Genomic DNA, 14,133 nt, shown 5'->3' with positions numbered 1-14,133 from the left:
GGTGCCATTTTCCGCGTGCCTGGACCTCGGTCCTCCGGCTGACACGTCAGCTCCGTTTTCGCGCTTTTCGCGGCCTCGCCCCACGTAAGGAACCTTCCTCTAGATTCTGAATCCGGTCCATTTTAGTGGTCCAGTCTGGGAAATTGCCGGGCGGCCCAGGCCACCGCCGGTCGCAGGGCTCAGAAGCCCAGCTTGACCAGTTGTTTCGGGTCCCGCTGCCAGTCCTTGGCTACCTTGACATGCAGGTCGAGGTAGATGCGCGTTCCCAGGAGCGCCTCGATTCCCTTGCGTGCGTTGGTGCCCACTTCGCGCAGCCGGCTGCCGCCCTTGCCAATGATGATGGCCTTTTGCGACGGACGCTCCACGTAGAGGTTCACCCGGACGTCCAGGAGCGGGTTGTCGTCCGGGCGGTCCTCCCGGGGGACGATCTCTTCCACCACGACAGCCAGGGAATGCGGCAGTTCGTCCCGGACGCCTTCCAGCGCCGCTTCCCGGATGAGCTCGGCCACCATCACGGCCTCCGGTTCGTCGGTCAGCTCCCCGTCCGGGTAGAGCGGGGGCGACGGCGGCATGTGGCTGATCAGTACGTCGGCTACCGTTTCCACCTGGAAGCCGTCGCTGGCGGACACCGGAACAATATCCTTCCAGCCTTCCTCCCCCAGCACATCCCGTCCGAGGGCGGCGACAGCGAGGAGCTGTTCCGTCAGGGCCTGCCTGTCGACCAGGTCTGCTTTGGTAACGATAGCGATAATGGGCTTGCGGCCAACGGCGGCAAGCTGGGCAGCAATGTATTTGTCGCCCGGGCCGATCTTCTCGTTGGCGGGCAGGCAGAAGCCGATGGCGTCCACTTCCGCCAAGGTGTCGGCCACAAGGTCGTTCAGGCGCTTGCCCAGCAGGGTGCGGGGACGGTGCAGGCCCGGCGTGTCCACCAGGATCAGCTGCGCGTCCTCCCGGTGGACGATTCCACGGATGGTGTGCCGGGTCGTTTGCGGCTTGGCGGAAGTGATGGCCACTTTCTTGCCCACCAGCGCGTTGGTCAATGTGGACTTGCCGGCGTTGGGACGGCCCACCAGGACTGAAAACCCTGCGCGGAAGCCACCGAAATCTTCTTCGCCGGCGGCCTTATTTTTCTTGCTCACGTGGAACTCCCTGCTGGGTTGCTTCCGCCTCTTGGAAGAGGTCTTCAAGGTCAGTGTCTACTTTTGGAACGGGCGCCGCAATGATGTGGCTGACGCGGTTGCGGCGTCCTTCGAGCCTGTCGGCCCGCAGCGACACCCCGTCCACTTCCACATGGCTGCCGACAATCGGTACGCGGCCCAGGACTTTGGCGAGCAGGCCGCCCACGGTGTCCACTTCGTCGTCGTCGAGCTGGATGTCAAAAAGCTCGCCAAGGTCGTCAATGCTCATGCGGGCGCTGACGCGGTAGGAGCCATCCCCGAGCTCCACAGCCTCGGCACTTTCGGTGTCGTACTCGTCCACAATTTCGCCCACGATTTCCTCGATCAGGTCCTCGAGGGTGACAAGCCCGGCAGTGCCGCCGTATTCATCGATCACGATGGCCACGTGGGTGGACTCTTTTTGCAGTTCCCGCAGCAGGTCGCTGACCGGCTTCGATTCGGGGACGTACCGGACTTCGCGGACCAGGGAATCCACGAGGGGCGGTTCCTCGCCGGGGGCCAGCTCGTGGAGGACTGCCGCCACGTCCTTGAGGTACACGATGCCCAGGATGTGGTCCGTATCTTCGCCGATCACGGGCATCCTGGAGTATCCCGAGCGGAGGAAGAGCGACATGGCCCGGCGGAGGCTGGAGCCCGCTTCGACGCTGAGGATGTCCGTCCGCGGCACCATGACGGCCCGGACCAGGGTGTCGCCGAAGTCGAAGACGGACTGGATCATCTCAGCTTCGGTGTCCTCGATCATGTCGGATTCGCTGGCCCGGTCCACCAGTTCGCGGAACTCCTGCTCGCTGAAGAACGCCTCGTCGCCGCTGGGCGCTCCGGGGGCGGCCGCACTTCCCACCGCCACGAGCCAGCCCGGGACGGGCCCCAGCACCCAGGTGAGGAAACGGATCATGGGCGCGGTGAAGCGCACCACGGCAGCTGAGTGGAGCCTGCCGAGCTGGCGCGGCGAGACACCGACAATAACGAACCCCAACAGGGCCATGATGCCGGTGGCGGCCAGCCCTGCGAACCAGATGTTGTCCAGCAGGCTGTAAAGCAGGACGGCGACCGCAACCGCCGAGGCCATCTCGAACCAGATGCGCCAGAACCGCAGGGCCCGGATGTGGGCAACGGGCTGGGCCAGGATCCGCCGCATGGCCGTGCCGCGGCTCTTCAGGAGTGCTTCCTCCGCGTCGTGGCGCGGGAGGAAATTGAAGGCGGCCTCCGCTGCCGTCAGTACTGCCGCGATGCCGAGGAAAGCCAGGGCCATCGCGACGAGGAGCAAAGGGGTCACTGGGTAGTCTCGGCGGGCGCTTCTTTGCCGGTGAAGCCGGAAAGGAGTTCACGCTGGAGCCCGAACATCTCGGCCTTCTCCTCAGGCTCGGCATGGTCGTAACCCAGCAGGTGCAAAATGCCGTGAGTGGTCAGCAGCAGCATTTCGTCCTGCAGCGGGTGGCCTGCGTTCTTCGCCTGGACCTGGGCCACCTGCGGGCATACGGCGATGTCCCCGAGCATGCCCTGGGGTGTCGGCCGGTCAGGAGTTCCCGGGGTCAGCTCGTCCATGGGCACTGACAGGACGTCAGTGGCGCCGGGCTCGTCCATCAGCTCAATGTGGAGCTTTTCCATGGCCGGCTCGTCCACGAGGAGGATGGACAGTTCGGCCTGCGGATGAATGTACAGCTGCTCAAAGATGTACCTGGACAAGGCAACAAGTTCCGATTCGTCCACCTGGACGCCGGACTCGTTGTTCACCTCGATGCTCACGCGTGTTCCCCCCGTTTTTCCCGGCCTGCCGAGTGCTTGACCCTGTTCCGCTGGACGTCGTCCCAGATGCTGTAGGCGTTAACGATGTCGCCCACCAGCCGGTGCCGGACCACGTCCGCCGCGTCCAGGACGGAGAAGTTCACGCCCTCTATGCCCTGCAGGATTTCCTCGACGATCCGCAGCCCGGAGCGTGTGCCGAAGGGCAGGTCCACCTGGGTGACATCGCCCGTCACCACCATCCTGGACCCGAATCCAAGCCTGGTGAGGAACATCTTCATCTGCTCGGGCGTGGTGTTCTGTGCCTCGTCGAGGATGATGAAGGCGTCGTTAAGGGTGCGGCCGCGCATGTAGGCGAGCGGCGCCACTTCGATGGTTCCTGCCGCCATGAGCCGCGGAATGGACTCCGGGTCCATCATGTCGTGCAGGGCGTCGTACAGCGGGCGCAGGTAGGGATCGATTTTGTCGCTCAGGGTGCCGGGCAGGAAGCCGAGCCGCTCCCCTGCTTCGACTGCCGGGCGGGTCAGGATGATGCGGCTGACCTCTTTTTGCTGCAGGGCCTGGACGGCCTTGGCCATGGCAAGGTAGGTCTTTCCCGTACCGGCGGGGCCGATCCCGAAGATCACGGTGTTGGCATCGATGGCGTCAACGTAGTTCTTCTGGTTCAGCGTTTTCGGGCGGATCGTTTTGCCCCGGCTGGACAGGATGTCGTGCGTCAGCACGTCCACCGGGTTCTGCATCGACTGGGTGCGGAGCAGGGCCACGAGCTGCTGCAGTACCGCCGGGCTGATGACCGTGCCGCGTGCCACGAGTCCCCGGACCTCGTGGAGGAGCCGCATGATCCGCGGCACGTCCGTGGCCGGCCCGCTGATGGAAAGCTCGTTTCCGCGGACGTGAAAGTTAACGTCAGGGAACTGTTCCTCAATGAACCGCAGCGCTTCATCATGGCTGCCGAGGGATTGAACCATCTGGTCGGAGTTGTCGAAGAGGACTACTTCGGTGCGGACGCCAGGGAGTGTATGGGGAAACTCCCCCGCTCCGCCCTCGCCGGTGACAAGCCTGCGCTTTCCATTAGCTGATTCAGTCATGGTGTTGGCCCGCGGGCCCGTGATCCCCTCGATCTCGAAAGAGTAGCTGTTGGCTGATCTGCGGCGGCTGTCCCGTAGCGTCTCAGCGGTACCTTCCATCTTACGCCAGCGGACGGCACCGGCCCGATACCAGGGGCTGACACCGGGTCCCGGTATGCGCAGCTGAAAGCGAACAACGAATCCGTCAGTTCAGCCCATGCGCCGTCATTAGATATCAACTTCATATCGGCCTCATATCGTTCCCGTTGCAGTTGCGCCGTTCGGCGCATCCGGCCGCTTTTGCCCGTCCGGGCTGTGCGATGCTGGAAATCCAGGGTGCCAATGAAGCACCGGGGCTGACCGGGGATCGGCCTATCCAACCAGGAAAGGACAGGCAATCACTTTGCCGGAAAACGCAGAGCCCCGCCGGGCCGGAAGAGTCTTGAACGGCGCCCGTTCAATGGTTCTTGCCGGGCTCCTGGTCGCGGTCCCTGTCCTTACCGGGTGCATTGCCGAACCGGACCCGGTTCCCACCGGTGCCCTTGCCTCCAGTCCCGCCGCCACGGGCAGCGTGTCCGGTGCACCGTCCACCAGCGCCCCCCTGGAGACTACCCAGTCCTCCAACAAGGCGCCGGTCTACTGGATTGGCCGCAGCAACAGCAACGTCTTCCTCTACCGGGAGTTCAGGGATGTTCCGGAGCAGGAAAATCCCGTGACGCGGGCCCTGCGCGCGATGATGTCCGAGAAGCCCCTGGACCCGGACTTTTTCACCCCGTGGCAGAACCCCAAGCGGCTGGCGACGTCGATTTCCGGCAAGGACGTCATCACTGTTGATGTGTCGGAGGACGCCTTCAACAGCAACCTGGACGGCGACATGGCAGCCCGGGCCATCCAGCAGCTGGTCTACACGGCCACGGCGGCTGCGGCCAGCTCCGGGCTGATCGACTCCGGGCAGCAGATCCGCGTACGCATACTGGTGGACGGGCACACCGACTACATGGCGTTCAACCACGTTCAGCTGGGGTCCCTCATGGCGCGCACGGCGGGGCTCGTGGCTCCGGTGTGGATCATCGATCCACAGGAAGACGTTGAGGTGGCTGACGGCAGCGTCAAGATCACCGGCCGGAGCACGACTGCCGGCGGCAAGCTCCGCTGGCAGATCCTGCGCTCCGGGGAGAATGGAAACAAGACGCCGTTCCTGACGGGCGAAACTACCGCTGCCGCGGACCCTGCCCAGGCCGGAGTCTTTACGCTTGCGCTGACCCTGCCTGCCGGGGATTACGAACTCCGCGTGGGGCAAACCTCGAACCCCGATGGCCAGCAAAACGGCAGCGAGGACACCCGGGGCTTCAAAGTACGCTAGCCGCGGCTGTTCAGGCTGCCGGCTCCGCCCAGCGCCCGAGGATGTCGCTGGCGAGGACGACGGCGGCCGGGCCGGCGGTCGATGAGCGCAGGACATGGTGTCCCAGGAGGGCGGTCACAGCGCCCTGGCCGCAGAGTCTTGTCACCTCGCGCTGGCTGATGCCTCCCTCGGGGCCGACGATCAGGAGTACTTCCCTCGGCCCTTCCACAGCATCACTTGAGAACCACGATTCCAGGACCACCCGCAGGGGACGCACGGCGTCCTCGTGCAGGATAACGGCAAGGCCGGCCGCCTGCACAACAGCAGCGAGGCCAGCGGTGTCGACGGCGGCCCGCACCTCCGGGATCCAGGCGCGCCTTGCCTGTTTGGCGGCCGCGGTAACAACCGACTGCCACTTTGCGTGGGCCTTGGCCGCCCGGTCGCCCTTCCAGCGCACAATGGACCGTTCGGACTGCCAGGGGATGACGGCGTCGATCCCCAGTTCAGTGGCGGTTTCGATGGCCAGTTCATCCCGGTCGCCCTTGGCCAGGGCCTGGACCAGCACCAGCCTGATGCCGGGCCGGTCCTCGACCGCGAGGGATGTGCATTCGACCTCGAGTCCGGCGGCGGAGGCGGCCAGCACTTTGCCGCTCATCCGGGTGCCGGCGCCGTCGACGATATCCACGGGCTCTCCCGGAGCCAGCCGCTTAACGGTCACCGCGTGCCGGGCCTCCGGTCCCTCGAGGACGAAACGGCCTTCGGGCGCCATCTGGTCCAGGGACCCGGGGGCCGTGAAAAAGACGGGGTTGCTCACCGCTACAGGTTACCGAACCGGTCCCGGAGCTTGGCGAACATACCGCCGCTGGCGGCGAGCTTGCCCTCCGTGATCTGTTCGCCACGAAGCTTGGCGAGCTGGCGGAGGAGGTCCTCCTGCGCCCCGTCCAGCTTCGCCGGAGTCTCCACCTGCAGGTGGACCTTCAGGTCGCCACGGCCGTAACCGCGCAGGTGGGTCACACCCAGCCCCCGCAAGGTGATGATCTCGCCTGACTGGGTTCCTGCCTTCACGTCGATCTCCTGTGAACCGTCGAAGGTTTCCAGCGTGACATCGGTTCCCAGGGCAGCTGCCGTCATGGGGATGTTCAGGGTGGCGTGCAGGTCGTCGCCTTCCCTGACATAGGTGGCATCGTTGTTGACGCGGATTTCAACGTACAGGTCACCTGCGGGGCCGCCGGCAGGACCGGCTTCGCCCTGGCCTGTGAGCTGGATGCGCGTACCGGTCGCGACGCCGGCGGGAACCTTGATGGTCAGCGAACGCCGGCTGCGGATGCGGCCCTGCCCGTTGCACTCGTTGCAGGGGTCCTTGATGACGGTTCCGAAGCCTTCGCAGGTGCCGCACGGGGCGGCCGTCATGACCTGGCCCAGGATGGACCGGACCGCGCGCTGGACCTGCCCGCTGCCGCCGCAGATATCGCAGCGCTCCGGGTGTGTGCCAGGCCGGCAGCATGAGCCGTCGCAGGTGGGGCAGACCACTGCGGTATCCACTTCAAGCTTCTTGTTGACGCCGAACACGGCGTCGCGGAGCTCGATCCGGACGCTGATGAGTGCGTCCTGGCCGCGCCGGACACGCGATGCAGGGCCGGAGGAACCACCGGCCCCGAAGAACGTGTCGAAAATGTCCTGGAACGCGAAGCCCTGGCCGGCGTAAGCCCCGCCGCCGAAGCCGTTGTCCGTGCCGTTCTCGTTGCCGGTGGTGTCATACACCCGGCGCTTCTGGGGATCAGAGAGCACTTCGTAGGCGTGGGTCACGGCCTTGAACCGGTCCGCAACGTCCTCCCCGGGATTTACGTCCGGGTGGAGGGTGCGGGCCAGCTTGCGGTAGGCCTTCTTAATCTCTTCTCCGGTAGCGTCCGGTGAGACTCCAAGGACTTCGTAGTGGCTGCTCAAAGTTCGTATCTCTTCCTTGTTGTTCTGCCTGCAGTTGTGCTGCGGGCACTACTGTTCGTGCCTGGGCGCTGAACGGTGCGGGTCAGGGTCCCAAAATCCGTGACAGGTACCGGGCCACGGCCCTGACCGCTGCCATGGTGGTGGGATAGTCCATCCTGGTGGGGCCCAGCACGCCGATTTTCGCGACACTGTCGGGCCCATACCCCGTGGCGACTACCGAGGCCTCCGCCAGTCCGTCGTAGGGGTTCTCGCGGCCGATGCTGACGGCCACCCCCCGGTGGTCCTGTGCCATCTCGCTCAGGAGCCGCAGCATCACCACCTGTTCCTCCAGCGCCTCCAGGACAGGGCCGATGCTGAGCGGAAAATCCACGTTGGAACGGGCAAGGTTTGCCGTCCCTGCCATGACCATCCGGTCCTCCCGGCTGCTGTGGGCCAGGGCTTCCAATCCATGGGCCAGCGCCTGGGCCGCCTGCCGCTGTGCGGGAGCAACGCCGGACACCACTGCGGGCAGCGACTGCGCCAGCTGGCTCAGTGCCGTTCCGGCGAGGGAGCCCAGGAAACGGGCGCGCAGCGTGGCGATGGCGTCGTCGCCCAGGTCCTGCCCGACGTCGATGACCCGCTGCTCCACCTTGCCGCTGTTGGCGATCAGCACCACCAGCACCTTCCGTGGTGCAAGGAGGACAAATTCGATGTGCCGGACCACGGCGCGGTTGAGATGCGGATATTGGACGACTGCCACCTGGTTTGTCAGCTGGGACAGCAGCCGGACCGTGCGGTCCAGGACGTCGTCGAGATCGTCAGCGCCTTCCAGCAGGGACTGGATGGCCCGCCGTTCGGCCTGGGACAGCGGCTTCACCGCGGAAATCTGGTCCACGAAGAGCCGGTAGCCCTTGTCTGTGGGGATGCGGCCCGCGCTGGTGTGGGGAGCAGTGATCAGCCCTTCGTCCTCCAGTGCGGCCATGTCGTTGCGAATGGTGGCGCTGGAGACACCAAGATGGTGCCGTTCCACCAGGGCTTTGGACCCGACAGGCTCGCGGGAGTGGACGTAGTCCTCCACGATGGCCCGCAGTACTTCCAGCTTGCGCGGCTCGCTCACTCTCCACCTCCATCCAGGGTTCAGGGCAGCCGTTCCGCCCGCACCGTGGCTCGCAGGGGTTAGCACTCGGCATGCCTAAGTGCTAACAGTCTATTATGACTCGCCCCGTTGTTAGCATTGGTACCGCTCCGGGCGAAATTCCGGGCCAGCATCCAGCACGAAGCGGAGTTAATCCATGCAATACCAGAACTGGGGAGCCCAGGACCTGAGCGCGCCCGCACGGACGCAACTGCCTGAAGTGCCGGTAGAGCGAGGAATGGTGCTGGAGGAGGTCCAGTCCGGCTGGGTTGGCGCAGTGACCCGGGTGGAAAAATCGGGCGGCATGCATGTGGTGGCGTTGGAGGACCGCAGGGGCAAGTCCCGGTCCTTCCGGCTGGGCTTCGGTTTCCTCCTGGAAGGCCAGGCGATCCGGCTGATGCCGCCCGTTCCGAAGCAGGCCCAGGGCAGTGGTCCGGCCGCCGGCAGGACCGCCTCGGGTTCGGTCCGGGTGGCCGGGCAACGGGCACAGGTGGCCAAGGCGAGCCGCATCTGGGTGGAGGGAAAGCACGACGCCGAACTGGTGGAGAAGGTATGGGGTGACGACCTCCGGGTGGAGGGCATCGTCGTCGAACCCCTGCACGGCATTGATGACCTGGCGGCGGCCGTGGCCGTTTTCAGGCCCGGTCCGGGGCGGCGCCTCGGAGTCCTCGTGGACCATCTGGTGCCCGATTCGAAGGAGTCGCGCATTGCCGACGCCGTGATGGCCTCCCCGGGCGCGGCGGGAAATGTCCTGATAGTGGGCCACCCTTACGTTGACGTCTGGCAGGCGATCCGGCCGGCCGTCCTGGGCATCGCGAAGTGGCCCGATGTGCCCCGCGGGCAGGACTGGAAGACCGGCATCCTCAAGGCGTTCGGCTGGCCGCACGCCACCAAGGAAGATATCGGGCTGGGCTGGCAGAAACTGCTGGGCGCCGTGCGCACCTACGCGGACCTGGAGGCGTCGCTCCTGGGCAGGGTGGAGGAAGTGATCGACTTCCTCACCGTTCCCTGAGCTGACAAGGGTCCCAACCCGCGCCCGTCTGGCGGTTTCATGGGGCCTCGTTGCCGGGGACAGCGGAAAGGGCGGGCGCGGACGCCTGCACCAAGTATTCTTGGTACTGCGGTATCTGCCGATGGCAGGGCCGCAGCAGATACCGGCATTCTTAGTCAGCACCATTGCACTTTCGAAGGAACAGACTGTGGCAGAAAACGCACGTGATCACAGGGACAGCCAGGGCGGCCAGGGCCGTTCGGAGTACCATGGCGTCCCGGCGAATGCGCTGCCCCTGACGGCCAGCGAGGACAGGCAGTGGGCCACGCTCTCGCACTTCGGCGGGATCCTGGGCTGTGTTCCTGCGCTCCTGATCTTCCTGATCTTCCGCGACCGCGGCCCCTTCACCGCCCAGGAATCCAAGGAAGCGCTGAACTTCAGCCTGCCGCCCACCATCGCTGCCGTCGTGGCCAACATCCTGGTGTTTGTGCCTGTGGTGGGCAACATCTTTGCCGTGCTCGCCACGCTGATCTGGATTGCCCTGACCTGCTTCTCCGTGGCGGCCGGCATCCATGTGAACCGCGGGCAGCCGCACCGGTACCAGTACAACCTCCGCTGGATCAAGTAGTCCCCACCGGCGGCGGGGCTAGCCGACGCCGGGCTGCCGAGCCTCGCCGCGCACACCGCTCCGAGCAACCGGCCGCACGTCACGCTTGCCGCCGGCAACGAACTGTTCCTTGATACCGGGACGCCGGATCTGAAGCGACCCCGTCAGGGCCTGCTTCAAGGCCGGGGTTGGACGATCAGTCCGGAAGGACCCTGCGGACCACCGCATCGGCCAGCAACCTGCCTTTGAGGGTGAGGACAAGCCGCCCCCGGAACGCTGCCGCCGGCTCCACCAGGCCGTCCGCGATCAGGCCGGCCACCTCATGCCTGCCGTCTGCACCGAGCGTGGACACTGCCAGCCCGGAGTGCAGCCGTGCCTCAAGCATCACCCGCTCCACGTTCCGGGTTTCCGGGTCCAGCGTTTCCCGGCCTGCAGCAGGCGAGAGACCCTGGGCCAGGCGGCCGGCGTAGGCCGTGGGGTGCTTGACGTTCCACCAGCGGACGCCGCCTACGTGGGAGTGCGCACCGGGCCCGATCCCCCACCAGTCATCGCCGCGCCAGTAGGCGAGGTTATGGCGGCAGGCCTGCTCCGGCGTGCGGGCCCAGTTGCTGACCTCGTACCAGCCCAGGCCGGCTTCGGTGATCAACTGGTCGGCAAGCTCATACTTGTCGGCGTGGTCATCGTCATCAATGCCAGGGACTTCACCACGGCGGATCTGGGCCGCGAGTTTGGTACCGTCCTCCACAATCAGGGCGTAGGCACTGATGTGGTCGGGCTCGTAGGACAGGGCGGTTTCCAGGGAGTGGCGCCAGTCCGCGAGGGACTCCCCCGGTGTTCCGTAAATCAGGTCCAGGCTCACGGCCAGCCCGGCTTCCCGTGCCCAGCGGACTACTTGGGGAACGCGGCTTGGGGTGTGCGTACGGTCCAGGACTTTGAGGACATGCGGGACGGCGGACTGCATGCCGAAGGAGACGCGGGTAAATCCTGCGTCCTTCAGGACCGCGAGGGATTCCGGGGTGACGGAGTCCGGGTTCGCTTCCGTGGTGACCTCGGCGCCGTCGTCAATGCCCCACTGCTCGATGGCCGTCCGCAGGATCACGGCAAGGTCTTCCGCGGGAAGCAGCGTGGGCGTGCCCCCGCCGAAGAACACCGTGCTCATCTTGCGGGGAGGAAGGCCCGACGCCGAGAGGACCTTCGCTGCCATCGTCACCTCGGATGCAGCGGTGCCAGCGTAGGCGTCCTGGGACGCCCCGCCGCCCAATTCTGTAGCCGTATAGGTGTTGAAATCGCAGTAGCCGCAGCGCACCGCGCAGAACGGAATGTGAACATACAGGCCGAACGCCCGTTCCGCCGAACCCTCCACTGCCTGGGCGGGCAGCAGACCGTCCGACGGCGCCGGGTCGCCGAGGGGAAGAGTGCTAGGCATTGCTGGGGCCTCCGGTGTTGCCGGACGCAGTGATCACTACTTCTTGGCCTTGTCCTTGGATTCGTCGGTGGTGAGGGCGGCGATGAAAGCTTCCTGGGGGACCTCGACGCGGCCCACCATCTTCATGCGCTTCTTGCCTTCCTTCTGCTTCTCCAGCAGTTTGCGCTTACGGGAGATGTCACCGCCGTAGCACTTGGCCAGGACGTCCTTGCGGATGGCGCGGATGCTTTCGCGGGCGATGATCCTGGAGCCGATGGCGGCCTGGATGGGCACCTCGAACTGCTGCCGTGGAATAAGCTCGCGCAGCTTGGTTGTCATCATGACGCCGTAGGAGTAAGCCTTGTCGCGGTGGGTGATGGCGGAGAAGGCATCCACCTGCTCACCCTGGAGCATGATGTCCACCTTCACGAGGTCGGCAACCTGCTCGCCGTCGGCCTTCCAGTCCAGGGAACCATAGCCACGGGTCTTGGACTTGAGGATGTCGAAGAAGTCGAACACGATCTCGGCCAGGGGTAGGCGGTAGCGGATTTCCACCCGGTCCTCGGACAGGTAGTCCATGCCGCCCATCACACCGCGGCGGCTCTGGCAGAGTTCCATGATGGCGCCGACGAATTCGTTCGGGGCCAGGATGGTGGCGGACACCATGGGTTCGCGGACCTCGGAGATCTTGCCCGAGGGGTATTCGCTGGGGTTGGTCACATGGACCACCTTCTTGTCCTCCAGCGTGACCTCGTACTCCACGTTGGGGGCGGTGGAGATCAGGTCCAGGTTGTATTCACGTTCGAGCCGCTCGCGGGTGATTTCCAGGTGGAGCAGTCCGAGGAAGCCTACGCGGAAGCCGAAGCCCAGCGCAGCGGAAGTCTCAGGCTCATAGACCAGCGCGGCATCGTTGAGCATCAGCTTTTCCAGTGCATCGCGCAGCACCGGGTAGTCGGTCCCGTCCAGCGGATACAGGCCGGAGAAGACCATTGGCTTGGCATCGGCGTAGCCCGGGAGCGAATCCACGGCCGGCTTGGCGAGGTTGGTGACGGTATCGCCGACCTTGGAAAGGCGGACGTCCTTCACCCCGGTAATGAGGTAGCCCACTTCGCCAACACCCAGGCCCTTGGACGGCGTGGGCTCCGGGGAGCTCACCCCGATCTCGAGGAGTTCATGGGTTGCCCGGGTGGACATCATCTGGATGCGTTCCCGGGGATGCAGCATGCCATCCACCACGCGGACGTAGGTGACCACGCCGCGGTAGGTGTCATAGACAGAGTCGAAGATCATGGCACGGGCGGGGGCGTTCGCGTCGCCCACTGGGGCCGGCAGATCGCGGACGATTTTGTCCAGCAGGGCTTCAACGCCCATGCCGGTCTTGCCCGAGACCCGCAGTACGTCCTCCGGGTCCCCGCCGATGAGGCTCGCCAGTTCCGCCGCATATTTCTCCGGTTGGGCCGCCGGGAGGTCGATCTTGTTCAGGACCGGGATGATGGTGAGGTTGTTTTCCATCGCCAGGTACAGGTTGGCGAGGGTCTGGGCCTCGATACCCTGTGCTGCGTCGACCAGGAGGATTGCTCCTTCGCAGGCCGCGAGCGAGCGGGAGACCTCGTAGGTGAAATCCACGTGGCCGGGGGTGTCGATCATGTTCAGTGCGTAACTGGTGCCCTCGAGTTCCCAGGGCATGCGGACAGCCTGGGACTTGATGGTGATGCCGCGCTCACGTTCGATGTCCATGCGATCCAGGTACTGGGCCTTCATGTCGCGGGACTGAACGACGCCGGTGAACTGCAGCATGCGGTCGGCCAGAGTGGACTTGCCGTGGTCAATATGCGCGATAATGCAGAAGTTCCGAATGATGGCCGGATCTGTCGCGGCGGGCACCGGGGCGGTGCGGGCCATGGGAGACACGCAGGGTCCTTACTGTTGGCATTCACGCGGCTTCGCGAGGGCACAACGTAGGCCCTTGCGGTCGGCCGCACATCTTGGAACCTCCAGTGTCCCACGTCCGGGCCCCTGTCACCGCATTCGGCGGCGGCTTGGAGCCCGCCGCCGGAAAGCACGCCGGGGATAGGGTTGCGGAATGGCAATCAACCTTCACTCCCTGGGAAACGCCGTCAAAGCCGGCCTGCGCCTGCTACACGGGGCGGGCACCGGCAATGGGACTGCGGCGCAAACCGGGCGCCCTGGGCTGGGCCGTTCCATCCCCGGCGGCAGGGACCGAAACGGACGGGACCCGGCTGGCCAGTACCAGGGCCATCAGTACCCGGAAGATTACAGCGGACGCCTACGTCCCCGTTATGCGCCGCAGCCGGACGGCGAACCGGACCCGGGTGAGGTGGTGTGGGCATGGGTCCCCTACGAGGAGGACTTCACCCGCGGCAAGGACCGCCCGGTGCTCGTCGTGGGCCGCGACGGCGGCTACCTTCTGGGACTGATGCTCACCAGCAAAGACCGGGTGCCGGCGTCGGCGGTGTCCCGGGACTATTTGGACCTCGGCGCCGGGGCCTGGGACCGGCAGGGCCGGCCGAGTGAAGCCCGGCTGGACCGCATCCTGCAGTTGCGCCCGGACAGCATCCGCCGGGAAGGCGCCGTGCTGGACCGTGAGCGCTTTGAAAAGGTGGCGGCGGGACTGCGCCGGCGACACGGCTGGAGCTAGGTCCCCCCCAAATGGCCAGCCATGCGCCTGACCTGCTATTCTTTATAGCTGTGTGTCCGTGCAGGTCGACGGCCACTGATGGT

The 14,133-nt window shown here is 65.6% G+C and carries 13 protein-coding genes; 4 read left to right on the top strand and 9 right to left on the bottom strand.

Features of this window, described 5'->3' with window-relative positions; translation table 11 throughout:
- Positions 1-179: 179 nt before the first annotated feature.
- From era to QF047_RS08995, 4 genes are read right to left on the bottom strand one after another with little or no spacing between them, the layout of a single operon-like run.
- Positions 180-1,139, bottom strand: a complete 960-nt coding sequence (gene era / locus QF047_RS09010) for a GTPase Era (protein ID WP_306633582.1) — start codon at positions 1,137-1,139, stop codon at positions 180-182.
- Positions 1,123-2,454, bottom strand: coding sequence for a hemolysin family protein (locus QF047_RS09005; RefSeq protein ID WP_306633584.1), 1,332 nt, complete (start codon positions 2,452-2,454; stop codon positions 1,123-1,125). The genes era and QF047_RS09005 overlap by 17 nt, the downstream gene beginning before the upstream one ends.
- Positions 2,451-2,924: an rRNA maturation RNase YbeY gene (ybeY, locus tag QF047_RS09000; RefSeq protein ID WP_306633586.1), complete on the bottom strand. Its 474-nt coding sequence runs from the start codon at positions 2,922-2,924 to the stop codon at positions 2,451-2,453. Before ybeY ends, QF047_RS09005 begins: the two co-directional genes overlap by 4 nt.
- The gene (locus tag QF047_RS08995; protein WP_306633587.1) at positions 2,921-4,009 is read right to left on the bottom strand and encodes a PhoH family protein; all 1,089 of its coding nucleotides are present in this window, start codon (positions 4,007-4,009) and stop codon (positions 2,921-2,923) included. Before QF047_RS08995 ends, ybeY begins: the two co-directional genes overlap by 4 nt.
- Before the next feature lie 382 nt (positions 4,010-4,391).
- Here QF047_RS08995 and QF047_RS08990 point away from each other — a divergent pair, with 382 nt between their 5' ends.
- Positions 4,392-5,351 carry a GerMN domain-containing protein gene (locus QF047_RS08990; protein ID WP_307275813.1) on the top strand — a complete coding sequence of 320 codons (960 nt, stop codon included), beginning with the start codon at positions 4,392-4,394 and terminating at the stop codon, positions 5,349-5,351.
- A 10-nt stretch (positions 5,352-5,361) separates the two neighbouring features.
- On the opposite strand, the gene QF047_RS08985 is transcribed toward QF047_RS08990, so the two are convergent.
- From QF047_RS08985 to hrcA, 3 genes are all read right to left on the bottom strand, one after another.
- Positions 5,362-6,144: a 16S rRNA (uracil(1498)-N(3))-methyltransferase gene (locus QF047_RS08985; RefSeq protein ID WP_307275810.1), complete on the bottom strand. Its 783-nt coding sequence runs from the start codon at positions 6,142-6,144 to the stop codon at positions 5,362-5,364.
- 2 nt (positions 6,145-6,146) lie between these two features.
- The gene (gene dnaJ / locus QF047_RS08980) at positions 6,147-7,274 is read right to left on the bottom strand and encodes a molecular chaperone DnaJ (protein ID WP_307275807.1); all 1,128 of its coding nucleotides are present in this window, start codon (positions 7,272-7,274) and stop codon (positions 6,147-6,149) included.
- Positions 7,275-7,356: 82 nt separating this feature from the next.
- Positions 7,357-8,370 (bottom strand): heat-inducible transcriptional repressor HrcA, encoded by a 1,014-nt coding sequence (gene hrcA / locus QF047_RS08975; RefSeq protein ID WP_306633595.1) that lies wholly within the window; start codon positions 8,368-8,370, stop codon positions 7,357-7,359.
- 175 nt (positions 8,371-8,545) lie between these two features.
- On the opposite strand from hrcA, the gene QF047_RS08970 reads away from it, so the two are divergent.
- Entirely contained in the window at positions 8,546-9,400 is an 855-nt protein-coding gene (locus QF047_RS08970) for a DUF3097 domain-containing protein (RefSeq protein ID WP_307275804.1), read from the top strand.
- A 187-nt stretch (positions 9,401-9,587) separates the two neighbouring features.
- Positions 9,588-10,007, top strand: coding sequence for a DUF4870 domain-containing protein (locus tag QF047_RS08965; RefSeq protein WP_306633598.1), 420 nt, complete (start codon positions 9,588-9,590; stop codon positions 10,005-10,007).
- A 175-nt stretch (positions 10,008-10,182) separates the two neighbouring features.
- On the opposite strand, the gene hemW is transcribed toward QF047_RS08965, so the two are convergent.
- Positions 10,183-11,412: a radical SAM family heme chaperone HemW gene (gene hemW / locus QF047_RS08960; RefSeq protein WP_307275801.1), complete on the bottom strand. Its 1,230-nt coding sequence runs from the start codon at positions 11,410-11,412 to the stop codon at positions 10,183-10,185.
- Between the two features lie 36 nt (positions 11,413-11,448).
- Complete coding sequence (gene lepA, locus QF047_RS08955; RefSeq protein ID WP_307275799.1) at positions 11,449-13,302, bottom strand: translation elongation factor 4; 1,854 nt, start codon at positions 13,300-13,302, stop codon at positions 11,449-11,451.
- Positions 13,303-13,474: 172 nt separating this feature from the next.
- Between lepA and QF047_RS08950 the strand changes: the two genes are divergently transcribed.
- Positions 13,475-14,050 carry a type II toxin-antitoxin system PemK/MazF family toxin gene (locus QF047_RS08950; RefSeq protein WP_307275797.1) on the top strand — a complete coding sequence of 192 codons (576 nt, stop codon included), beginning with the start codon at positions 13,475-13,477 and terminating at the stop codon, positions 14,048-14,050.
- Positions 14,051-14,133: the final 83 nt, after the last annotated feature.

The organism is Arthrobacter sp. W4I7 (assembly GCF_030816215.1).
GTDB lineage: Bacteria > Actinomycetota > Actinomycetes > Actinomycetales > Micrococcaceae > Arthrobacter > Arthrobacter siccitolerans_A.
Note: the sequence above shows the minus strand (reverse complement) of the source record. Positions and strands in the feature narration are given on the sequence as shown.